The organism is Dyella caseinilytica (assembly GCF_016865235.1).
In the GTDB taxonomy this organism is placed as follows: domain Bacteria; phylum Pseudomonadota; class Gammaproteobacteria; order Xanthomonadales; family Rhodanobacteraceae; genus Dyella_B; species Dyella_B caseinilytica.
Map to the genome: position 1 here is coordinate 3135423 of NZ_CP064030.1, position 22273 is coordinate 3157695.

At 58.2% G+C, this 22273-nt stretch carries 18 protein-coding genes; 9 read left to right on the forward strand and 9 right to left on the reverse strand.

The features are described from left to right. Nucleotides 1–7: 7 nt before the first annotated feature. Both ISN74_RS13630 and ISN74_RS13635 read right to left on the reverse strand, forming a co-directional pair. Entirely contained in the window at nt 8–1282 is a 1275-nt protein-coding gene (locus ISN74_RS13630; RefSeq protein ID WP_188799752.1) for an MFS transporter, read from the reverse strand. Nucleotides 1283–1433: 151 nt separating this feature from the next. Next, nucleotides 1434–2144 (reverse strand): transposase, encoded by a 711-nt coding sequence (locus tag ISN74_RS13635; RefSeq protein WP_188799753.1) that lies wholly within the window; start codon nt 2142–2144, stop codon nt 1434–1436. 1140 nt (nt 2145–3284) lie between these two features. Between ISN74_RS13635 and ISN74_RS13640 the strand changes: the two genes are divergently transcribed. Further along, nucleotides 3285–4397 carry a calcium:cation antiporter gene (locus ISN74_RS13640; RefSeq protein WP_203546615.1) on the forward strand — a complete coding sequence of 371 codons (1113 nt, stop codon included), beginning with the start codon at nt 3285–3287 and terminating at the stop codon, nt 4395–4397. Here the strand turns inward: ISN74_RS13640 and ISN74_RS13645 are convergent. The 3 genes from ISN74_RS13645 to ISN74_RS13655 form a co-directional block, all read right to left on the reverse strand. Continuing rightward, complete coding sequence (locus ISN74_RS13645; RefSeq protein ID WP_203546616.1) at nt 4394–5617, reverse strand: SGNH/GDSL hydrolase family protein; 1224 nt, start codon at nt 5615–5617, stop codon at nt 4394–4396. The two genes, ISN74_RS13640 and ISN74_RS13645, sit on opposite strands and share 4 nt — an antisense overlap. A 150-nt stretch (nt 5618–5767) precedes the next feature. Next, nucleotides 5768–6226 (reverse strand): DUF3455 domain-containing protein, encoded by a 459-nt coding sequence (locus ISN74_RS13650; RefSeq protein WP_188799755.1) that lies wholly within the window; start codon nt 6224–6226, stop codon nt 5768–5770. A gap of 117 nt (nt 6227–6343) precedes the next feature. Further along, on the reverse strand, nt 6344–7648 hold the full coding sequence (locus ISN74_RS13655; protein WP_188799756.1) for an alpha/beta hydrolase family protein: 1305 nt from the start codon (nt 7646–7648) through the stop codon (nt 6344–6346). 365 nt (nt 7649–8013) lie between these two features. On the opposite strand from ISN74_RS13655, the gene ISN74_RS13660 reads away from it, so the two are divergent. The 4 genes from ISN74_RS13660 to ISN74_RS13675 all read left to right on the forward strand — a co-directional run bounded on the left by ISN74_RS13660 (nt 8014) and on the right by ISN74_RS13675 (nt 10552). Next, nucleotides 8014–8361 carry a hypothetical protein gene (locus ISN74_RS13660; RefSeq protein WP_188799757.1) on the forward strand — a complete coding sequence of 116 codons (348 nt, stop codon included), beginning with the start codon at nt 8014–8016 and terminating at the stop codon, nt 8359–8361. A 78-nt stretch (nt 8362–8439) separates the two neighbouring features. Continuing rightward, nucleotides 8440–8982 carry a Spy/CpxP family protein refolding chaperone gene (locus ISN74_RS13665; RefSeq protein ID WP_188799758.1) on the forward strand — a complete coding sequence of 181 codons (543 nt, stop codon included), beginning with the start codon at nt 8440–8442 and terminating at the stop codon, nt 8980–8982. Nucleotides 8983–9152: 170 nt separating this feature from the next. Next, nucleotides 9153–10013, forward strand: a complete 861-nt coding sequence (locus ISN74_RS13670) for an alpha/beta fold hydrolase (protein WP_188799759.1) — start codon at nt 9153–9155, stop codon at nt 10011–10013. A gap of 137 nt (nt 10014–10150) precedes the next feature. Further along, entirely contained in the window at nt 10151–10552 is a 402-nt protein-coding gene (locus ISN74_RS13675) for an ExbD/TolR family protein (protein WP_188799760.1), read from the forward strand. A 40-nt stretch (nt 10553–10592) separates the two neighbouring features. On the opposite strand, the gene ISN74_RS13680 is transcribed toward ISN74_RS13675, so the two are convergent. Further along, the gene (locus ISN74_RS13680) at nt 10593–11186 is read right to left on the reverse strand and encodes a class I SAM-dependent methyltransferase (protein ID WP_188799761.1); all 594 of its coding nucleotides are present in this window, start codon (nt 11184–11186) and stop codon (nt 10593–10595) included. 132 nt (nt 11187–11318) lie between these two features. Here ISN74_RS13680 and ISN74_RS13685 point away from each other — a divergent pair, with 132 nt between their 5' ends. From ISN74_RS13685 to ISN74_RS13695, 3 genes are all read left to right on the forward strand, one after another. Then, nucleotides 11319–12053 (forward strand): 2OG-Fe dioxygenase family protein, encoded by a 735-nt coding sequence (locus tag ISN74_RS13685; RefSeq protein ID WP_188799762.1) that lies wholly within the window; start codon nt 11319–11321, stop codon nt 12051–12053. Between the two features lie 166 nt (nt 12054–12219). After that, complete coding sequence (locus ISN74_RS13690; protein WP_188799763.1) at nt 12220–12363, forward strand: hypothetical protein; 144 nt, start codon at nt 12220–12222, stop codon at nt 12361–12363. Next, nucleotides 12360–13232, forward strand: coding sequence for an alpha/beta fold hydrolase (locus ISN74_RS13695; RefSeq protein WP_188799764.1), 873 nt, complete (start codon nt 12360–12362; stop codon nt 13230–13232). Before ISN74_RS13690 ends, ISN74_RS13695 begins: the two co-directional genes overlap by 4 nt. 76 nt (nt 13233–13308) lie before the next feature. On the opposite strand, the gene ISN74_RS13700 is transcribed toward ISN74_RS13695, so the two are convergent. Both ISN74_RS13700 and ISN74_RS13705 read right to left on the reverse strand, forming a co-directional pair. After that, nucleotides 13309–14901 carry a SulP family inorganic anion transporter gene (locus tag ISN74_RS13700; RefSeq protein ID WP_188799765.1) on the reverse strand — a complete coding sequence of 531 codons (1593 nt, stop codon included), beginning with the start codon at nt 14899–14901 and terminating at the stop codon, nt 13309–13311. A 109-nt stretch (nt 14902–15010) separates the two neighbouring features. Next, on the reverse strand, nt 15011–15463 hold the full coding sequence (locus ISN74_RS13705) for a DUF3574 domain-containing protein (protein ID WP_188799766.1): 453 nt from the start codon (nt 15461–15463) through the stop codon (nt 15011–15013). Between the two features lie 443 nt (nt 15464–15906). On the opposite strand from ISN74_RS13705, the gene ISN74_RS13710 reads away from it, so the two are divergent. After that, nucleotides 15907–18291: a TonB-dependent receptor family protein gene (locus ISN74_RS13710; RefSeq protein ID WP_188799767.1), complete on the forward strand. Its 2385-nt coding sequence runs from the start codon at nt 15907–15909 to the stop codon at nt 18289–18291. A 78-nt stretch (nt 18292–18369) separates the two neighbouring features. Here the strand turns inward: ISN74_RS13710 and ISN74_RS13715 are convergent, their stop codons facing one another. Then, nucleotides 18370–21732 (reverse strand): autotransporter outer membrane beta-barrel domain-containing protein, encoded by a 3363-nt coding sequence (locus ISN74_RS13715; protein WP_188799768.1) that lies wholly within the window; start codon nt 21730–21732, stop codon nt 18370–18372. Nucleotides 21733–22273 lie beyond the last annotated feature (541 nt).

The window sequence follows — 22273 nt, forward strand, 5'->3', positions numbered from 1 at the left end:
CAATGACTCACGATCCAGTTTGCCCTTCCTGCTTCGGCGTGACCATCAGCGCAAGCATGGTCAGCACGGCCGCCGCAGAGAGGTAGTAACCCACATAGGCAAGCCCATACGTCTTGGCCAACCAGGTCGCCAGGTACGGCGCCAATGAAGCGCCAAAGATGCCCGCCATATTGAAGGCCAGCGAAGCGCCGGTGTAACGCACCGCCGTAGGAAACATCTGCGCCAGGATCGTACCCAGCGGACCATAGGTGATGCCGACCACACACATCCCCACCACCATGAACAGCATGCCACTGTGGGCAAACAGCGATGCGTAGGCCAGCCCGAAGACAAAGATCAGCACCGTCGCCAGGATCATCGTAAAGCGATTGCCGCGGCGATCTGCCAGCCATGCGGAGAGCGGGATGAACGCAGCAAAGAACAGCACGCCCACCATCTGCACGATCAGGAACGTTTCGCGTGAATAGGCCAGCTTGGACGTAGCCCAACTCAATGCGAACACCGTCATCAGGTAGAAGATCACAAAGGTGGCCAGCGCCGCGAAAGTGCCAGCAACCAGTGCCCGTGTGTGCTGGGTCAGCACGGTAAGCATCGGCACGCGTACGCGCTCCTGCTGTGCCATGGCGCGGGCAAAGGCCGGGGTTTCGGTAAGCCGCAGACGCATCCACAGACCGATGATCACCAGCACCGAACTGGCAAGGAACGGCACACGCCATCCCCACGCAAAGAAAGCGGTGTCACCCATCTTTTCGGTCAACCACAGGAAAAGGCCGGTCGCAATAAAGAAACCGATCGGCGCGCCAAGCTGCGGAAACATGCCATACCAGGCGTGCTTGCCCTTGGGTGCGTTCTCCGTCGCCAGCAACACGGCGCCACCCCATTCACCGCCAAGGCCAAGCCCTTGCCCAAGACGGCAGAGCGAAAGCAGCAGCGGCGCGATCACGCCGATATGGGCATACGTGGGCAGCAAGCCGATCATTACCGTGGAAATGCCCATGGTCAGCAAGGCTGCCACCAGGGTAGCCTTGCGCCCAACGCGATCACCGAAATGCCCGAACAGCGCCGATCCGATCGGTCGCGCGATGAAAGCTAACGCGAAGGTTGCGAATGATTGCAGCGTTGCCGAAGCTGGATCTGCCGCCGGAAAGAACAGCTTTGGAAAAACCAGCACCGCCGCAGTGGCATAGATATAGAAATCGAAAAACTCGATGGTGGTGCCGATCAGGCTGGCGAACAGAACCCGGCCCGGTGAATTGACCGGCGTAGTGACAGCGTCCCGCATTTTTGAGATACCCACTGCTGGAGATCGCCCGATTCTGCCAGAGGCCGAGGCTACGCGGGGCAGATTTTGCCATCCGAAACCGCGTGCCTGCGCGATCAGTCGATGCGATCATTCATAGCATGGGGCGTTTCTGCGGAACCGAGCGAAGGTTCTAGTCACCATTCATGGCCACTTCCCGATCGCGCCTCGGCCGATGCGGGGGACGCGCCCTGGCATACCGACCAAGCGCACTTTCCACCCAATCCTGAAATGCCGGTGACCCCAGTGCACGTTGTTGCTGGATATAGGTGCGAATCTCCTTCAGGCACTCGCTGCTGATATCGTGGGCAAAAAGCTGGCGATACGCACGCAATTGCTCTTCTTGCTCGCTACCTAGCACAACGTATTGCGAGTGCGGAACGATCAAGGGATCACTGTCACCCAGCGCGTTGCAACCGTAGCTGGACCATGGGTAACCCGACGGCTCACCGACCAATCCTGCTCGAACCGGATTGAGCTCGATGTAGCGGTAGCAAGTAAGCAGATATTCATCGGCATCGACGAGACAGGATTTGTAGCGCCCTTCCCATAACGTCCCGGTTCGCCGATAGGTAACGTTGATATAGCTGACGTAGTTTCGACCCAGTGCCTGCATCATGTTTCCTATCGCACCTACGGTCGACGGCGTTACCAGTAAGTGCACATGATTGCTCATCAACACATAGGCATGAACCGCACATTGCCAGCGCCGGCTGGCATGCAGCAGCTGGTTCATGTAGCAACGATAGTCCGCTGGCGAGAAAAAACATTGCATGTGTCCGTGACCGCGCTGGATCACATGCTGTGGCACGCCGGCAAGGTCAAACCGTGGCGATCGTGGCATCGGGTAGCCTCCATGCAGCGACATGGGGCGAGGCCGGACATGCTCACACGGCCTGAAGCACTCCCAAACGTCGCGCGCTGTTACGAATCAAAACGCAACAATGTCAACCAATCATCCCCCTCCAGCATATCTAGGGCACATCCATGGTCCTTGCCCTAAACGCTTTGCTCCATGACTTGGCTTGCACGGATTGGGTACTGATAAACCGGGCCATTGACACCACAACGGCGCCTGTATGAAACACTTCTTGCCTTGAGGCTTCTTACCATCAGTTCCGCGCCGCACAGGTTAGTGTGCATACGCATGCGTTCCATAAGCCAGCAGCCTCATGCTTGTTACAGAAGACTCTGCACGCATTCGTTGACACCCAAAGGGCAGCAACACCTAAAACAGCGTATACCGCCATCCGGTGTAGACGGCGTGACGAAACAGCACAAAATAAGCGCTTTTTTCATGCCCTTGCCTCATATCGAAAACATCGTAAATAGCCACGCTTCTGTATGGTCATCCATGCGCTAACGGGGACAGGTTGAATAACGGGGACAGAATGCTTTACGCGATCATCTCATCGATGGCTGGCAGGCAAAATCCCAAGGCAACCCATGTGTCCTCCTGTACACATCAATAAGTGGACATCCATCAAACATCCGGCCACGCCAGATCGAAATTAGTGATCGCTTCCAGATCGGCGACCAGCTTGATCGCCGTTTTTTGGATCGTGGAAAAATGCAACACGCGGTCGTGCGCCATGCACCCAGAATGCGCTTGCGAGACCATCGACAAGCACACACCGCACGGCAAGATTGCCATCGCGTGAACTCGCCTCAGGTGTGCATGAAAATGTGCCGCCAATCGCATGCTCTCGCTCATCGGTCACATTTCTGTTTTGCGTTTCGTCATGTCGGCAGCGCTGACACTCGCCATCCCTGTCAACGTCTGGAACCGCCTCAACGTTGGCGCCTGACACCCTGATCCATACGCCTTGCCTCCAGTCGAAAGCGCTTTTCCGGCCTCCGGCGAGCTTTTCGAGCTTGCAAGCTGCAGACCTACATCCTTGGAAGACTCGCCAGTTCCCCGCACAGGCGGTTGACCACTTACACTCCTGGCTAGATTCCGGCACAGCAAACAGGATCAGGAACCATGCGGATAGCGATGACCTCCATGCGCCCCTTTATCGGCTGGCTTACGGTCGCCTTCTTCCTGCTGTTCGGCGCCGGCTGGCTAGGCAATCTCCACCCTGCCATGGCGGCCGGGCTGTTCCTGTGGCTGTTCCTGGTGATTGTGTGGGTGGCCTTCGGCGTCGTCCACGAGGCGGAAACCCTGGCCGAGATGCTGGGCGAGCCGCTGGGTACCCTCGTGCTCACCCTGTCCATCGTGATAATCGAAGTGGTGCTGATCTCGGCGGTCATGCTGAGCTCGCCGGGCAGCGCCACGCTTGCGCGCGACACCATGTATGCCGTGCTGATGATCGTGCTCAATGGGGTGGTCGGACTCGGCCTGCTGATGGGCGGCATAAGGCATTACGAGCAGACCTACAACCTCAAAGGTGCATCGGCTTATCTCTCGGTGATCATCCCGCTCACGATCATCGCGCTGGTGTTGCCCGACTTCACCACCTCCACACATGGCGGCACGCTGTCGCCAGTGCAGTCCGTGATGTTCTCGTTGCTCACCATTGGCCTGTACGGTGTTTTCCTGTGGCTGCAAACCGGGCGGCACCGTGGCTACTTCGTGGCGCCTGATGCACAACCTATCGATCCGAAGGAAATGGAGCACCATCGTCCCGAGGCCATCGACAAAAAACAGCTACTGATTCATTTCGTTCTGCTGCTGGTAAACATCCTGCCCATCGTGATTCTGTCCAAGAGCATGGCCAAGATCCTCGATTACGGCATCGAAGCCACCGGTGCACCAGCAGCGCTTGGCGGCATCGTCATCGCCACGCTGGTGTTTGCACCGGAGGGCATTTCCGCCCTGATCGCGATTCGCGCCGATCGGCTGACCCGAGCCATCAATCTTTGCCTGGGTGCGGTCACTTCGACCTTGGGGCTGACCGTGCCGGCTGTACTCGGGATCAGCCTTTATACCGGCCACCCGGTGCTACTGGGGTTGGCGCCGTCCAGCATCGTGATGCTGATAGCCACGCTGATCCTCAGCTCGATTACCTTCTCCAACTCTCGCACCACGATGCTCGAAGGCGCTGTGCACCTGTCGCTGTTCGTGGTGTTCCTGGTGCTGGTATTCAGTCCTTAGCCACCGGCCCCGGCAAACAGCTTCAGGTCGATCGCGTTGGCCATCGCTTTGTAGCCAGCATCGTTGGGATGCAAGTCATCGCCGCTATCGTAGGCAGGCAGGAATCGGCCAGGGTGCGCAGGATCGCGAGTGACCTTGTCAAAATCGATGACCGCATCGAACGCACCCGAATTGCGAATCCATGCATTCACCGCCTGACGTTTCGATTCGCCTTCCGATGTGTAATAGGGCCACTCCGCCCGCGCAAACGGGGTCAGCGTCGCGCCGTAGACCTTGATGCCCTTGGCATGTGCACGGGCAATCAATGTCTTCATGCCGTCGATGATCTGATTGGCAGAAACATCGTCCTTAGGGGTTGCTGGCTGACTGGCCCCGCCGATGTCGTTGATGCCTTCCAGCAACACAATCCAGTGCACGCCTGCCTTTTCCAGCGCGTCGCGGTCGAAGCGCGATAGCGCACTTGGACCAGCACCGTCATTCAGGATCCGATTGCCGCTGATACCCGAATTGACGATCGCAACCGACGCCGTTTGCTTGGTTGCCTGCAGGCGCGAAGCCAATACGTCGGGCCAGCGGCGATTGGCGTCATTGGTCGACTGATAGCCATCGGTAATCGAATCGCCGAAGGCCACCACGGTCTGCGCCGGTGCGGCGGCCTTCACTTCGACATCCGTGAGAAAGAGCCGGCTGTGAAGCTCCTCGGCATCGGGTAGCTCTGCAACGGACGTCGCATCACCACTGTCCGTGACATAGGTGGTCGCCTGCGCATCGCCATGCATCGTCGATGGGCCTGTCGCAGTCGGCAAGTACATGCTGATGGCGAGCTCCTGCAAGGGAGCAACGTTCATCGCTAACGGATCGCTCAATACGCTTTCACCTTTGGCCAGCGTCACGGTCGACTGGCCGTGGAAGGTCAGTGCATGATCGGTACCGGGCTGGATCGCTGATCCGCTTGCATGCAAGGCCACGTGTACCGGTCCGATGACGGTGGGCCCGGTGCCGTCGAGATTGGAGAGACGCACCCGCAATGCGGAACCGCCGATGCTGGTGCGTATCACTTGGCGCACGGTCTGCGTTTTCAGCTTTGGGCCGGCACTATCCGGCACCGCGCCCCAGGTATCAACCCATTGCCCGCCATCGGTCGATGCGGCCCATGTCACCGCGGCAATCGAACTGCATAACAGGCCGATTGCGGCCCGCTTCATCATCGCACTGCGCATGTATTCACCCCAGCCAAGGCCTACGTTGAAACGGCAGCACGATCTTCCAGCGGAAGTGTGCGGTAAACCGCAATCTAGCCGTGTGTCATCGCGTGGCAAATAGGCCGATCGTCACAATCGCCTTGGTGTGCATGCGTCATGCGTGCCCGATCATCCGCGGAAAAACAGATACACCGCGCTATAAGGCACACGCACTTCGTTGCCTGCGTGACTGGCATCGCAACCCGATGAAGGCGCCACACCGCCTTCGGTACGCGTACGAACGATGTACTGCACTGTCGCCATCGTGCCGCTTCCGCTGTGCGATTTGGCGTGCAGCACCAGCCACGCCACTGCGCCTGCATCCGGCGAAGGCGATACGTTCAAGGGCTCACCAACGACGGTGCTGCCATCGTTGGCCTGCCAGCTTGGCCCGGCGAAATGCTTGCCGATCACCTGTCCTTTAGCATCCAGCAGACTGGCATCCGGTGCCTTCAGGCTCCACGCATAGGCGCCGTTTATCGTCTTGCAGGTATAGATCTGCACACCCTTGCCGAAGGCTTCGATGGCCGGAGATTTGGCCGGTGCTCCCTGGGCATGCACGGCACCTGCCAGAGTGGCCAATAGCATGGCAAAACACGTTAATGATTTTTGCACGGCAAATCCCCTTTGATGGTATGCGCAAGCATGGTGCGTGATCCGACGCAGGCTATCTTATCGGCCAAATATGAAATTTGACGTGTCGCCTCATTTCGAACTGATCGCCTGGATAGCGGCCGGCTGACCGAACTTGGTCGCCAGCCAATCGAACAAAGTGGCATGCCACAGGCTGGAAGCGCCGATCTGGCAGTGCTCGCTGCCGCCCGAGATACGATCGAAAACAACGCTGGTCACGCTGCGCGCGCCGGTCAAGCTCTTCTGGAACGCATCCGCCTGCCCTGCTGGCACGAAGTGATCGTCCGCGCCAGAAAGAATCAGCACATCCGCCTTGATGCGCGATGCGACCGGCGCCAACGTATAAGCCTTGAACGCGTCCAGCACCTCGAACGGTCCTTTCGCACCAAATACCCACATGCCGTTCTGCACTGACCATAGAGCACCCGGATCGCTTGGCCCTTGCTTGGCCAGCATATTCAGCACGCTGTTGTAACCGTGTTTGCGCAGCCAGAAGACAAACGGTGGGACATTGCGCGAAGCAATCGCGCCACCATCGAAAAACACGTCATAGGCCACCACGCCGCTGATGCGCGGATCGAATGCCGCCGCACGCGGCGCGAGATAACCGCCCATGCTTTCGCCAATCAGCACGATGTTGCCGGAGGTAGGATGCGATGCAAGGAAGGTATCGAGCACGGCACCGTTCGGCTTCTCCCATTGCGGCGTAAAGGTGAGCCCCTGCTCGCGAAGCACCGAACCCTGGCCCGGCCCTTCATACGTCAGCACGGGATAACCACGTTGCAACGCTGCGGCGACGATATGGAAATACATTTCTTCCATGGTGCCATCGTAGCCGCCGACAACAACCAGCAGCGGCTTGCTCTCCGAACCGGCCGCCCCCGGGTAATAGACGGCGTTCAAGTGATACGTGCCGTAAGGCACCTTGATGCGTTCGTACTTGACACCGAGTACGTCAAGCCCCTGATAAAACGCGTCGACATTTTTCTTCCATGCTTCAGGTCGCCGCGCATCATTGGGCGGCAGGAAGAATTCTGCCGAGCGGTAGTAGTTGTGGGCACGCAGCAGGGCATGGCCTTTGGACGTCGGATCGGCGGTTCGATGCGCAAGTGCCATCGCGCGATCACCCGCTGCCATCCATCTGTCATACCAGCCTTGCGCATCGCCGGCTTTGAGCCCGGCAACCGCCTGCCCCACTTCGCCGGCATCGCCACCGACAATGGCAATGTCATTCAAGGCACGCGAGGTCTCGAAGTTGTACGTCTGATCCGTAAAGTAACGAGGATTGCCAAGATCCTCGGGCGGCCGATCCAGAAAATGCCAGATAAAGGCAGCGATGATCAGAATGATCGCGACAGCGAAAAAGCGATTGCGCATGGTTCCACCTGCTCGGTTTATGCGGATGTCATGCGGGCGTTGCTCCAGCCCGCATCATACGGGCTGATTGTGGGATTTGCTGGCGCGCCAGCCAGTGACAGCTGTCAATCACTTGTTATGCATTCTGCAACCGATGCGCTGATGCAAAGCAGGATTCGCGCTTAATGAACCGATCCCCATACGGCTTCGCGCCTTGAATAAAACTCCACACAATTTGTCATAGACTCTGCCCACGGCGATCGGTAGCGGTGAGCCAGATGAAGTAGTCGCTGCCGGCCATCGCCGCGTGGATTTTCACTTTCGCAGGCACGCGACGCTGGCCCGGTGCATGCGGCAAACGCTCCATATTTGAGGAGGGTAAGTTGATGACTCGCGCCTCTCGCACCCCGGTTCTTCGGCAATTGGCCGCTCTGGCGATCGCCCTGGCCATGATTGCGCCTTCGATGCCGGTACAGGCTCAGTATTACCGCCGCCCGGGTCCGGGCTGGCATCGCCCACCGCCGCCCCCGCCGCCCCGCTGGGATCGCCGCCACGGCGGTGGTGGTGGTGGCGCTGGCGTAGCCATCGCTGCAGGCCTGCTTGGCGTCGTGGCGGGTGCCGCGATCGCCAATTCCGCTGCCAGCGCGGCAGCGCCGCCTCCGGGCGTGGTGTATCAGTACTCGGCGCCGCCTCCGCCCCCGCCGCCGGGCGTGGTCTATTCCCCGGGATATTGAGCATCCCTGCGTGTCCAGCTACTTCGCGCCCTTGTCGGGCCGTCCTCAGCTTGTACTCATGAACCGGAGCTTCCCATCATGAAAAATCTCATTCGCAAGGCTGCCTTACCTATCGCGCTGTCGCTTGCCCTGCTCGCTGGCACTGCCGCAGCGCAGAGCACCGCGCCCGCTTCCTCCTCGTCTTCCGCCACCGCACCCGCCGCAAAGAAGTCGCATATGCAGCGGCGCATGGATGAAGTGGAACAGCAAATCGACGATCTGCACTCCGAGCTGAACATCACCGACGCCGAGTCGTCCCAGTGGGACGCTTACGCCCAAGTGATGCGTGACAACGCGCAACGCACCGGTCAGGCGCTAAAGGATCGCCACCAGAAAATGGAAAGCATGAATGCCGATGACTCCATGAAGTCCTACGCGCAGCTCGCACAGCTCAATGCGGACAACATGCAGAAACTCTCATCCGCCTTCAGCGCGCTATACACCGTGCTTTCGCCCGAACAGAAACAGACAGCCGACGAACTGTTCAAGAATCGTCCGCCACGTGCGCGTGGTGGCGGCCATGGGACGAAGGGGGGCCAGCCGGCCAGCGCATCGTCGTCGGCTTCGTCATCCGGCACCTGAGCGGTACGTTTTAAAAATATACGAAAGGCCAGAGGTTTCCATGCCTCTGGCCTTTTGCTTGTTTGCTTACCGCAAGAGGCGGCTTGTTCAACGCCGAATCAAGACGCAAGCCCTGTTAATCACGGGTCAGCACAGGGCACAATCCACGCAGGTAATGATGGAGGGTGACCATGGCGACCGAAGGCAACGTCGTGCTTGCCGATGGCAGGAACATGACCTTTGCCCAGTACGGTTCGCCTGATGGCCACCCCGTACTCTATTTCCATGGCACTCCATCATCACGGCTGGAGCCGCTGCTGATCGGCGACGATACGTTCGTGCGGCTGGGGCTACGCATCATCGCGCCAGACCGTCCCGGCATGGGCCGCTCCAGTTTCCAGCCGCATCGCAGCTTTACTCACTGGCCGGTCGATGCGATCGCGTTGGCTGATGCATTGGGCCTGGGCAAGTTCTCCGTGCTGGGCAATTCCGGCGGTGGCGTCTATGCCGCGGCATGCGCTGCGCGCATCCCCGAGCGCCTGCACAGCGCCGTCATCGTGTCAGGCGCATGGCGCATGGACCAATCCCAGGTCCTTGCCCACCTACACTTCATGACGCGCCTCGCATGGCGCCTGGCCAAGCATGCACCGATGCTGCTGGGGCTACTGCTGCGAAGCATGGCGGCCAGCGCTGGCAAGGATCTGACGCAGATGAAAAGTATCCTGCCCCAACCCGATTACGACGCTTTCGAATACCCGGGACGCTACGAAGCTTTTGGCTACATGTTTCGCGAAGCGCTGCGCCAGGGAACACGGGGAGCTGCATGGGATATGCGCCTGTACGTGCACCCACTCGGCGTCCGCCTGCAGGATATCCAGATGCCGTTGCATGTGTTCCATGGCGAGAAGGACGCCAACGTCCCGATGGCACTGGTACGCGAAACACTCATCGCGATACCGACGGCCAAACTCACCACCTACCCGCATGAGGCGCATCTTTCGACCCTGTGCAACCGGTTTGACGACATCGCCCAGGCATTGCTTGAAGGCTGAGCAAGGCTGCCACGCCAGCTATCGGTACCACCCTCTATCCAGGCGCCAAACACCGGAATAAGCTGGAGCCGCCCGGTTCCCCATCACCTGCCGGGCAACGACATCGACATCAACACGCTCGTCCGGGAGGAAGAACTATGGCTTTCTCTGCAGGTGCATCTCGTGACGTCATGGTCAACATCAACGTCACACCGCTCGTCGACGTATTGCTGGTACTGCTGATCATTTTCATGATCACTTCGCCCATCGTGATGCACAAGGCAGCGATGGATCTTCCACAAGCCTCGCAGAAATCCGCGCCGGATCCTACTAAGCCCATCCATCTGGCCATTCATTCGGATGGCCAGATGTATTGGAATGATGCGCTGATCACCGAACGACAACTGGACACCCAACTTGGCATCATGTCTGCACAGGCTACGCAACCTGCCCTGCAGATAGATGCTTCCGACGATGTGGCCTATGACACAGTCGCCCGCGTGCTGTCCAAAGCCAAAGCGCATGGTGTCTCCCGTATCGACATGCTGGGTACGCGTTAAGCTGGTCAAATGACTGGAGCGCCCCGCATGGGGCGCTCTTTTATCTGCCAGACCTGCGAACGATCAGCCGATGAACAGGCTTTCCTGACGACAGGTTGATCTCTTCCTTGTCGTACAGCATGTCGTTGCCCACACAAGCGTCGCGCACCAGCGACGGATTGAACGAGGCATACAACCGTTGATGCTTGTCGCGCTGCGACGCGCCTTCGGTGACTCGCCAGCTTAGGTAAAGGATGCCACCGGGTTCAAGGATACCGAGCAGGCGCTGCACCGCCGGCGCAATCTGGTCGGGTTCCAGATGCATGATGACGGTCTCGCACAGCACATTGCGAAAGTGCGCCGGTGGCACGCCATCCAGCTCCGGCAATACTGCCCGCACGAAGCGCAACTGCGGATGGCGAGCCCGTGCTTGCACCAGCAACCCTTCCGATGCGTCGTAACCAATAGTCTCAAAGCCATGAGAGTGCAACCAGGCTGCATCCCGGCCAGAGCCACAACCGATATCAGCTGTGAGACCTGGCGAAAAATAGCGAGTCAGCCACGCATACATATCCTCGGGCGGTGGCTGCCGCTCCCACTCGTCCGCAAAACCGCCTGATTCGTTGTCGTAGGCGCGAAGCGTCTCTTTGTCCATAAACACTCCACGTGACGTGCGGATCGAAGCGGGGGCTAAAGACTAGCGTCTGAGCCCACTACAAGCCAATGCCCGCAAATGGCCACCTCTCGCCCCATGCGCTGGCCCAATCCAAGCTCCTATAATCACGCCATGCCTACGTCGCTCAACTCGCCTACCCCTTCGCTGTTCGACGCCGTACAACGTGACGGCTTCTGCTTCGTCACTGCAGACACCATGCAGCCACTGCTGCAATCTGCCGGTGGTTTGTCCGACTGGACACACTTTGCGGAAAGTTGGAACCGGCTTGGGCCCGATCCGTATCTTGCCGCAAAAGGTCGCTTCCGCCGTAGGCGGCACGCCACGTTCACCGCACGCGCGAACGGCACCATCGAACTCGCCCCGCATCAGCCGCACTTTCAATCGCTGCAATACAACGCGCTACAAGGCGATATCGAACGCTGGTTTGAGCCGATCGAACCTGCGATGGCAAACGGAGCCAGCCTTCGCACCATCCTCACGTTCTGCAACGGCTTCTTCAGCTCGTTGGCGTTCGGCATATCACAGTGGCATGTGGAAGTGCACCAATTCCGCATCGAAGCCAACACTGGCGAAGCTGGTGAACCTACACCAGAAGGCAGTCATCGGGACGGCGTGGATTTTGTTCTGGTGTTGCTGGTGGACCGGCACAACATCGCCAGCGGCACAACGTCCATCCATGCCCCGGATGGAAAACCCTTGGGCGATTTCACCTTGACGCGCCCGCTGGATTCGGCGTTGATCCACGATCCACGCGTGTTTCACGGGGTAACGGCGGTGACGCCGCTAGCTGCAGGCGAAGAGGCGCATCGGGATGTGCTGGTGGTGACATTTCGGGCGAAGCCGTAAGCCTTGAAGCGACGTGATTCCATGCTGGGAATAAAAAGATCCGGGTTCCGCTGACCCAGCCTTCGCGTCCGGCAGGTCACCCCAAATCACTAAAGATTTCGACAGCGCCGCCTCATGGCCAATGGTCTCCTACGTCTACCCACCGGGTCACCAAAGAGACAACACCATGAACCAGAAAACCTGTGCAGCCTGTGACTACCCCCTCGACGAAAATGCCATCCAGGTCAAGGTCGGTAACCGCACTGTGGAAGTGTGCTGTGAAGAATGCGCGCAGAAATTGCGTGAAGCCAGCAAGGAGCAGGCGCCATGAACAGCAAAGACTTTTTCAGTCATCAACACAAGGCCGAAACGCCGTCCGGCACGATCAACTATGTTGAATACGGCAAAGGTCCGGTCGCCCTGTTCGTACATGGCGTGCTGCTCAACAGCTATCTGTGGCGTCATCAACTCACGCAGCTCGGAGAAATTCGTCGCTGTATCGCCGTTGATCTGCTAGCCCATGGCGATACGGAGATCGCCGCCGGGCAGGATGTGTCGGTCACGGCCAATGCGCACATGCTGGCCCAATTCCTGGATGCATTGAAGATCGACAAAGTAGACCTTGTCGGCAATGACAGTGGAGGAGGCATCTGCCAGATCTTTGCGGCGCTTTACCCGGAACGAATTCGCAGCCTCACGCTGACCAATTGCGATACGCACGACAACTGGCCACCCGAACCGTTCAAGCCATTTGTTGCCATGGTCGCCGCAGGTGGCCTGCCGGATACCTTGAAAACCATGCTGGCCGACAAATCGGTTTATCGTTCGCCACAAGCACTGGGGCCAGCTTACGAGCACCCGGAAGCGGTTACCGACGACACCATCGAAACCTATCTTCGCCCCTTCCTGCGCTCACCCAAGCGGACTCACGATATCGAGCGCTTCGTCAATGCGTTCGACTGCCGTCATACCGTCCAGATCGAAGACCAGCTCAAGCGCCTGCAAGCCCCGACGTTGGTCGCCTGGGCGACGGACGATATTTATTTTGATGTGAAATGGTCGCACTGGTTGCAAAAGACCATACCGGGCACAAAGAAGCGTCTCGAATTCAATGCCGCGCGCATCTTCTTTCCGGAAGAGCGACCGGAAGATTTCAACAAGGAACTTAAAGCACATTGGACCGCCAGCGCAGCGGCCTGAAAGCCCAGTTTGGGTTACCCCGGACTTGATCCGGGGTAACCCAACATTTCGCGGTGTTTTGTTGGGTTAGGCAGAACTAACCCAAACTGCCCTCACCTTCACGGCGAGAAAGGGACAGCACTGCGAGCACGAGTGCCAACACCAGATAAGCACCGGCAAATTGCAGCGCAATCGCGCGCGAGGTCGGATCGAGTGCCCATGGCAGATACAGACTCCCACCCGGCACTACAGAGTGAATCACACCGAATAACGTCAAGACGCCGCCAAGCACTAAAATGCATGCTGAGCGCAACGGTTTTCCGTCAATCATCGCGACGACGAAACTGGCCCAGATCATCGATGTGATGATGAAGCCGTTCCCGAGCACATTGATCACCGCCAGCTCGGAAATACCTTGCGACGCGTCGTTGTAAAGCGCAATGAAATGTTCGTGCGGCACATAGTTGGGATCACCGAGTTTGATCACTACCATGTCCGCAATGGCGGGAAAAAAGCTGAAAACCACCGCTCCGGCATAACGCGTTGGTGTCGCCTCGAACGCCTGGGTGGTGATGCTGATGGCGACAAAGATCAGGATGGGGGCTAGCACCGCGAGTGGCAACATTTCCACCAGATTGGACAGATAGCCGAGCATGCCGCCAAGTCCGACCACGAGTCCCGTGATGAGCACATAGCCCGTGCGGGCGCCCATCGCGCGGTAAGCAGGCTGACCGATGTAGGGCGTGGTTTGCGCAACGCCACCACAGAAACCGGCAACCAGCGTTGCTAGCGCTTCCACCAGCAGAATATCGCGCGTGTTGTAGTCATCACCCGCGGCGCGTGCGCTTTCTGTGACGTTGATACCGCCGACCACCATCAGCAAGCCGAACGGCAGAATCAATGGCAGATACGGAATCGTAAGCGGCAGGCCATGCACCCACTGCAAGGTCGGCCACGGCAGAGCGAAACGCCACTGCCAGGCAGCCATGGCGTGATAGCCATGCCCCAACCAACCTATTCGGCCAAGTACTTCGTACAACAGCAAGCCAATCACGAACGCCACCAACACACCGGGCAGATTCCACGGCATGCGGCCGCGGGCCACCAAGGCATAGAGCACGACACCCAGCCCCGCAAAGCCCACCAACGGCACCTTCATAATTTCCAGCAACGGCAGAAAGCCCATCAATACCAGCGCGATGCCCGCGATAGACCCAAGCAAACCCGCGCGTGGTACATGCCGCTGCACCATCGGCCCGAAGAACGACAACACGGTTTTGAGAATACCCATCACCACCAGTGATGCCATGCCAAGTTGCCAGGTAGCTATCGCTGCAGCGTGTTCATCCATGCCGGCTTGCTTGTAGCTCAGGAAGGCCGGCCCAAGCACCAGCAACGCCATGCCGATGCTGGTCGGCGCATCGACGCCGAGCGGCATCGCCGTGGTATCAACGTTGCCTGTGCGCTTTGCGACGCGACGCGCCATGAAGAAATAAGCAAGGTTGCCCAGCAACACGCCAAGCGTAGTGCCAGGGAGCATGCGGGTGTAAATCAAATCGGCCGGGAAACCGAAAATGCCGATCAACGCCGTGGCGAGAAAGGCCATCACAGACAGGTTGTCTACCAACAGCCCGAGGAAACCGTTGAAGTCGCTGCTTACGAAGATCGGGGCTTTGCTTGGTGTGTTCACGCAAGTCTCTATGAGTTGTGCGAGATAACAATGATCGCTGCAACGCGTGGAATGACAGCAAGGCTAGACCTGACTTTCACACCTGATACGTGATGCGACAAACGGCAAATCAAAACGACACATCCGCGGGCTGCGTCACCCGCAACACCGACTGATCTCCGGTGCGCTGCTTCCACGCCGCGCGGATCGCCTCGATCTTGCTGCGGTTTTCAGGCGTATCGGGATAATCGATCACCAGCAACTTGGAATGCAGGCGTTCCGGCTGCGTCTCCTGCTTCCCCTGCCATTGCCCATATACGTCGATCACACTCAGGCCATCGGGAAAGCGCGGCGTGACCTCTTTGTCGAGGAAAGCGCGCCACTGGGATTCGCTGATGCCTTGGCTGGGCTGGTCGGCAGGTCCGAGACCGAAATACAGCCGGGTATCTACCCATCCCTGGGTTTGCCCAGGATGCGCCGTGTCGCCTTGCAAGGTCGCAGAAGCCGATGGCGAGGAAGTAGTCGCACAGGAAGCCAACTGCAAGGAAAGCAACGCTATGAGCAGCGCAAGACGGATCTTCATGAATTCCCCTGTGTCGATGAGCTGGATCTTTAATTTGGATGTCCAGACGGATAGACCGGGACATGGCTCCGAGTATTCACGACAGCACGCCCACCCTGCAAACCCATCGCAATATGTTGCGAAAGCACAATCCGTATGGAAGTCCTTGAAACGGTGCCCCCTTGCCGAAAAAGTCCCGCAGACCCAATTTATCCCAAGGTTTTCCATTGTGTTACTTGGAAAGTCCGACAAGGAATAAGGCCCCATCGCCAGTTCCAACTGGACAACGCCGTGTCAATACGATAAACAAAATGTGACATCGCAGCATGAGGGAGGAAGCCGCTTAGCCGTCTGTATGGCTAGCGCTTCGGGCGATGCCCTTGCAATAAGCATTCAAACAGGGCGCTGGCGACAGCCAAGGCTCACGATGTTTTTGGCAGACACTCTTTGGGGATAGATCAGGCATGCCTACATCCGCAGTTCGCCGTCACACCATTCTCTGGCTTGCGCTGGCCGCCGCCTTGGCCCTGGGCAGCACAAGTTCCGTCCATGCTGATGATCAGCAAGCACAAGCTACCGGCTCGACCGACACAACCGATAAAGCGCACAAAAGCACCACGCTATCGACCGTCAACGTCAACGCCCAGACGCTTGCGGGTGGCTTGATGGCCACGCAGGATCAGCCCAAGCAGGTATCGACGATTTCCGCACAGGCCATCGCGGAACAACCGATAACCGCCGACTACACCCAGATGATCAACAGTGCACCCGGCGTCAACTCCGCCTCTTACGACGGCTTTGGCTTGACCGACTCCAGTAGCTATACGATCCGCGGCTTCAACGCCAGCGAGATCGGCGTGACGCTCGATGGCGTGCCGGTGAATGATGCCGGCGACTACATCCCTTACGCCTCCGAATACGGCGAAGCGCGTAACTACGAATCGATCACCGTGTCGCCAGGCTCGGCCGATCTGGACATGCCTGATCTGGGCGCAGTCGGTGGTCACGTCAGCTTCATCACCAAGACGCCGACGCAGAATTTCAATATCTTCGCAGGACAAAGCTTCGGCAGCGATGACGCGCGGAGCACTTATATCCGCATCAACACCGGCGATACGGGTCCGGTGCGCAGCTGGATTTCGATATCGCAGAACTCTGATGACAAGTGGCGTGGCGGCGGCCAGGACGATATTCATCGTGTCCAGGCCAAGTCGGTATGGACCATCAACGATAGCAACAGCATTACCGCCAACTTCAACTACAACCACGAAGAAAACTATTTCTATCAGCCGTTGACCAAGGCTCAGGTGAACCAGTACGGCTATCACTACGATTACGGCACCACATGGGCGCCGACGCCCTCCGGCGGATTTACTGCCAGCCAGCTCTATAGCGATCCGGCGTTCTTCACGCAAAACAGCTACTACAAGCTATACCAGAATCCCTTCAAATCCTGGGTAGCAAGCCTGGATGGCGAGTTCAAGCTGAGCCAGAACCTGTCGCTCTCGGTTATCCCTTACTTCCAGTTCGGCGACGGCAACGGCAGCTTCGCCGGTTTCCTGCCGCTGCAGACAGGCGCCAATGGCCAGCCTCAAGTGCAGGCCAACCAGGCGGCCAGCGGTTCGTATTACGCAGTACTGGAGGCCTATCGGCCGATCACTTATCGCCCTGGCATCAATGCCAAGTTCACGCTGGATCTTGGCCTGGACAATACGCTTGACTGGGGTATCTGGTACGAACGTTCCCGCCAGCTTGAGTACATCGACGGGCAATATGTGGATCCGCAAACCGGCGAGCCGGATGCGATCTGGGGTGACCGCGACGTACTCACCTACAGCAACGGCCTTCCGTGGAAGAACTATCAGGAATACGACCTCACCACGGTGGAGAAAGCTTTCATCCAGGACACCTGGAATCCCAGCGATGCATGGACGATCAACGCCGGCTTTGCTTACTTACACACCGACCGCGAAAACCAGTTCGCGCTGTATCCTGGCAATCCTGATCCGGCCGATTGGACTTCGTACGAGAATACCGACGACCGCTATCACCGCTTCCTGCCTTCGCTGGGTGCATCGTGGAAGCCGGATGACAACAACCAGATTTACTACAGTATCACCCGCACCTTCCGTGCACCGCAGGATTCGTCCACCTACGGCAACTCCCTTCTGCACTTGCCCGCGCCGCTGCCGGAAAGTGCATGGTCCAACGAACTGGGCTGGCGCTTTACCGATGGCCCGTGGACTGTGCACACCGATGCCTATCTTGCCAACATGGGCAACCGCACCGCAGTCGGCCTCGATCCGGATACGTTCATCAACTACTACATCAATGCCGGGCCGGTACGCATGGCCGGCTTCGAGGCGGAAGGCAATCTGGACCTCGGTCACGGCGTAAGCCTGTACAGCTCCTACTCCTATACGCAGGCGCAGGTGAAAAACGATCTGTACTTGCCCGCTACCGCAGACACCGCGGCTGCGTCTTACAACACGGCCGGCAAACAGTTTCCCGGCACACCACGCAATATGGCGTACTTCGGCGCGCGTTACTCTGAAAATGGCCTGACGCTTAACCTAAACGGCAAGTTCACCGGCAGCGAATACGGCGACTTCCTTAACAGCGAGCGCGTCGCATCCAACTTCACCGTCAACGGCAGCGCCAGCTACGAATTGCCCGACTTCAGCGTCCTGCACAAGACCACGATTGCGCTGAATCTGCTGAACATCCTCAACCGGCATTATCTCGCCCTGCCCGCCAGTCCCACGATCGACGCGGCGGAGTCCTCGCCGACGTACTACGTGGGCGCGCCGCGACAGTGGTATCTGACGATCAGCACGACTTTGTTCTGAGCTCTGGCGCGCAACAGAACGGGTTGATTGCCCAGGCTTGAGCCAGGGCAATGCCAGGGCAATCAACCCGTTGGACAGTTAGAACTGCCAGGTAAAACCGCCCTTGAAGCCACTATCCACAGCATGCGCGGCAATCTGCCCGTTGTAGGACAGGCTGATCGTTGCCTGCTTGTTCACGTGCAGGTCGATCCCTGTATCTACGGCTAAAGCATTGCGCGCAATGGGAAGACCTTCCACGGTGAACGGATCACCATTTGCGAAGGCCATCACCGCATCCGGCTGCACATTACCGAAAGCGTGACGCCACCCCAGGCTTGCGTGCGCCGTGAAGAAATCACCGTTGAACACGAAATGAGTGGACGCATGCGAGCCTAGCGTTGTGTACGTCGCCGAGTGGTTATCGCCGGTCATGGACAAGGCCGTCGGGCCGCCATACTCCTGCGAACCATCCGTATTGAGTCGCACATAGGCACCCTGCGCGAACGGCTCCAACGTGAAGGATTTGAAGTGGAAGCGATAATCTGCCTCGCCAAACAGCTGGGCCGTATACGCGTCACTGCTATCGCGCAGAGGACCACCATAGCTAGGCAAAGAGATCAAACGGTTCACATCAAATGAATGCTGCGTATACGCCGCACCGAGGCTAAGTCCCAGTGCACCCAGTTGCGTGCCTGCATAGGCGCCCAGATGCACATCGTCGCTGGATACATTGGAACCACGCTGATTTACGTCAATCGATGTCTGGGTGTAACCGCTGACAACACCGATACGGCTGTCGCTGCCAACCGCCATATCGGCACCGACCAGGAATCCACCGAGCGTGTGCGACATGGATGCATCGTCGCCATTGCTGTCTTCATGGCCCCACGAACCGACGAACTGTCCCCACCACGCCAGGCCATTGGCCTGTGTCTTGACCATCTGGCCGGATGTCTCATCGAGATTCTGACCATCCGGGCCAGCCTCGCGCAGACGGTTGGTCACGGCATCGCGCACGAAGCGGCTGTCTTCCAGAAACACGTTCTGCGCGCTGGCGTGGACTTCACCCGACAACTGATCTGCCGCATAGCGGATCTGCGAATCGGTCTGAAGATTGGTCACCGCGATGAATGGCGCGCTGGATGTGGGCAGAGCCTGGATCGCAGTGAGCGTTGCCACTTGGTTGCGTGTCTGCCCCACATTCATCAATGACTGTTGCTGGGTGACGTCGAGATAGAAGTGGTCGGCATCGTAGAGAGGGGTGATCGCCAACACTGCGCTCAGTGACGTATCGCCAGCGAGCGTGTACGTGCCGATAAGTCCCTGATCTGCAGTGAGCAAGGTGTAGCGCGCGCCCTTGTTGAACAATTGTCCCGTCGATGGAACGACACTGACCATGGCGCCAGGCGCCAACACCGCTTTGCCATTCACCAGAATTTGACTGGATATGCCGGACTGCTGCAAATCGAGTTGCCCGACATAGACCGAGCCGGCGCTCTGCAAATAATTACCCGCCACAGTAAGCGTCTGATACGTGCCAATACCATTGCCGGGCGCAATCGCACCCGTTACAACCACACCACCACCCATAGCGCCGCGTCCTTCCAGCAGGCCGGCATCGACCACGCTACCGGCGAGCGAACCATTGAGCACCAGCGTGCCTGCTGGACTGATGCCGGTGCTACCAGTGAAAGTATTGATGCCCGTCAGCGTTTCCACGCCGCGAGCAATGATCAGGCTGCCACCAGTGCCGCCAACCAATCCACCATCTGCCAGCACGCCCGCAAAGGTGCTCGAAGCGTTGGTCAATTCGAGAGTACTGGCGCCCAACTCCACATTACCCGCACCCGAAAGCGATTGAATCAATGCCGGGCCTGAGATGCGAGAGATGTCCAGCGTGCCGTCTGCCTGCACCCCCGAAGAATCCGCAATACTGCCAGGGCCGGCCAGACCAAGCCAGCCATTCTGAGCAATGAGTGTTGCACCGGTATACGTGTTCGTGCCGGTAAGCTGTGCTGCACCGCCTGAAGCAATGATCAACGGTCCGCTACCCGAGATGATGCCGGCGATGCCTTGTGGCGCCATCGCTGCGGAAATCGTGTAACCACTATTTGCCGTTGAGATCGGATTGATCGAGACAAAGAACGGCGTGTATCCGGTCTCCTGGTTCTGCAGGTCGTACATCACCGAATTGTTGAAGAAGAACGAAATACCGTAGAGCGCTTGGCCAGGACTGGTGTCGGGATCGCTTTCTCCAGCTCCATTGGGATAGATGGTGTTGCCAGGCGTTACAACATTGCTCTGGTCACCGGAATTGTCATTGCCCGTTATGATCGACGTTGGCTGCGCGCCCGGCGCGGCGCCCGTCATGGTGAGAGTGACACCGGGATTCTCGTTTCCGTACTGATCGACATGACCAGCCGCTGTTTCGCTGGATAACAGGCCGGCATCGTTGAGATAGATCGTCGGTGTACCCGAGTCGAGCAAGGTTTGCAGCGTAGCGCTGTACTTGCCGCCATTGAGTGTGTAAGCAAAATTCAGATCAAACTGGTTGGCCGACACGGGCGCACCCGATAATGGGAATGTCCCCTGGCCTCCGCCATTCCAGGGCACCAGGCTGATGAACTGGGCGCGCAGCGCCGGCGTAAGATTCAAAATCACATGACCGCAGCCAGTGCAGTTTTGTGGACTGCCCTGTTCGGCGTTGGCCGCGACGATGTACCCGCTGGTGGTGAGATTGCCCAGGATACTGTTGCTGCTGAATTCACCAGCGCCGAAAATGCCAAACAGCTTGAAGGCACCGCCGTCTTCGGGACCGATGCCTTGGTTGAGGTTTTGCTGCCAGGTTGCATCCAGATAGATAGGAAGCTCACCCTGCGTGTTCACAGTGACGCCAGCGGCCTGAGCCGCCGCGATCTCGGCAAACGTATAGGCATACCCATAGGCCGGCAGGTAATAGCCTACCTGTGCGCCCGCCTGATCACCGTTCAGGCTGCCCGCAGTCGCTACAGCTCCTTGGTTGATAAGAACGGGAATACCCTGGCCGTTTGTGAAGCTGGCTGCCAACGCGTTGGACGATGAGTTGTAAAACTGCACGCTCGACACCGTGGTATTGGCGCCGAGATTGCCGTAAGTGCCGTTGCCATAGAGCGTAAGCGCGGGAGAGGTGGGTGTGATCGGCGTGCCCGACACGATGGGAAACCACGGTTGTCCAGCGCTGCCTGAGCCCACATCGATATTGAAGGCGGTCGAGCCGGTATCAAAAATGTATTCCTCGGGCGCGGCGCCATTGACGCCCACATTGATACCAAGCCGGTCCTCGGTAAATCCGCCACCGGACTCAGTAATCACATCCAAAGGAATGGTGGTTGGTTGTGACAGCGTCTGCGCATGAGCGCGTTGCGTAAGCGCCAGGATACAGGCCAATGCCAATACAGAACGTGCACATGCGATACGACTCATCTTGCTTACCTCTCCCCTGTGGCGTCATGCCACTGAACAAAATCTGCCCGAGAAGACTTTTCAGAAAGTCTCCCTGCTTATGTCAGAACGACCATCCCGGTCAGCGACGATGGCTGATCCGTTCACGGCGGCGGGATCCGGACCATGTCCCGATCAACTCACCATGGAGTGCAGCAGACTTCTGATGCCGCCCCAGAATCGGCATCGGAATTCAACTGCCATGCGCCCTGTTCGTCACCACACAAAACCGTCATTTCTCCCCAACGAAGTGGCATAAGAGGACAAACCTCCCTGCCCGTCACGATCACCGCCTCTGGTCGACCGCAGTCTTCGAAGTGCTATGAGATATGACGTTCACAAAATAGAAACACCTACCTACACACGCACCAATTTGTTCAAGCACGCGATTTTTCTCCACGTATTCATAGCCGCATGACGTAAGCCTTGTGAAAGGACTGAGTCATGCCAAATAGCCAGTCACATCTGATTTAGCTTCACCAATACCTCAACGAACACAGTCGCTTGGGTGTTTACATTTCGT

Excerpts from the sequence above, each read along its gene's own strand:
- ISN74_RS13630 (WP_188799752.1), bottom strand. The coding sequence starts at position 1,282 with ATGCGGGACGCTGTCACTACGCCGGTCAATTCACCGGGCCGGGTTCTG.
- ISN74_RS13635 (WP_188799753.1), bottom strand. The coding sequence starts at position 2,144 with ATGCCACGATCGCCACGGTTTGACCTTGCCGGCGTGCCACAGCATGTG.
- ISN74_RS13640 (WP_203546615.1), top strand. The coding sequence starts at position 3,285 with ATGCGGATAGCGATGACCTCCATGCGCCCCTTTATCGGCTGGCTTACG.
- ISN74_RS13645 (WP_203546616.1), bottom strand. The coding sequence starts at position 5,617 with ATGCGCAGTGCGATGATGAAGCGGGCCGCAATCGGCCTGTTATGCAGT.
- ISN74_RS13650 (WP_188799755.1), bottom strand. The coding sequence starts at position 6,226 with ATGCTATTGGCCACTCTGGCAGGTGCCGTGCATGCCCAGGGAGCACCG.
- ISN74_RS13655 (WP_188799756.1), bottom strand. The coding sequence starts at position 7,648 with ATGCGCAATCGCTTTTTCGCTGTCGCGATCATTCTGATCATCGCTGCC.
- ISN74_RS13660 (WP_188799757.1), top strand. The coding sequence starts at position 8,014 with ATGACTCGCGCCTCTCGCACCCCGGTTCTTCGGCAATTGGCCGCTCTG.
- ISN74_RS13665 (WP_188799758.1), top strand. The coding sequence starts at position 8,440 with ATGAAAAATCTCATTCGCAAGGCTGCCTTACCTATCGCGCTGTCGCTT.
- ISN74_RS13670 (WP_188799759.1), top strand. The coding sequence starts at position 9,153 with ATGGCGACCGAAGGCAACGTCGTGCTTGCCGATGGCAGGAACATGACC.
- ISN74_RS13675 (WP_188799760.1), top strand. The coding sequence starts at position 10,151 with ATGGCTTTCTCTGCAGGTGCATCTCGTGACGTCATGGTCAACATCAAC.
- ISN74_RS13680 (WP_188799761.1), bottom strand. The coding sequence starts at position 11,186 with ATGGACAAAGAGACGCTTCGCGCCTACGACAACGAATCAGGCGGTTTT.
- ISN74_RS13685 (WP_188799762.1), top strand. The coding sequence starts at position 11,319 with ATGCCTACGTCGCTCAACTCGCCTACCCCTTCGCTGTTCGACGCCGTA.
- ISN74_RS13690 (WP_188799763.1), top strand. The coding sequence starts at position 12,220 with ATGAACCAGAAAACCTGTGCAGCCTGTGACTACCCCCTCGACGAAAAT.
- ISN74_RS13695 (WP_188799764.1), top strand. The coding sequence starts at position 12,360 with ATGAACAGCAAAGACTTTTTCAGTCATCAACACAAGGCCGAAACGCCG.
- ISN74_RS13705 (WP_188799766.1), bottom strand. The coding sequence starts at position 15,463 with ATGAAGATCCGTCTTGCGCTGCTCATAGCGTTGCTTTCCTTGCAGTTG.
- ISN74_RS13710 (WP_188799767.1), top strand. The coding sequence starts at position 15,907 with ATGCCTACATCCGCAGTTCGCCGTCACACCATTCTCTGGCTTGCGCTG.
- ISN74_RS13715 (WP_188799768.1), bottom strand. The coding sequence starts at position 21,732 with ATGAGTCGTATCGCATGTGCACGTTCTGTATTGGCATTGGCCTGTATC.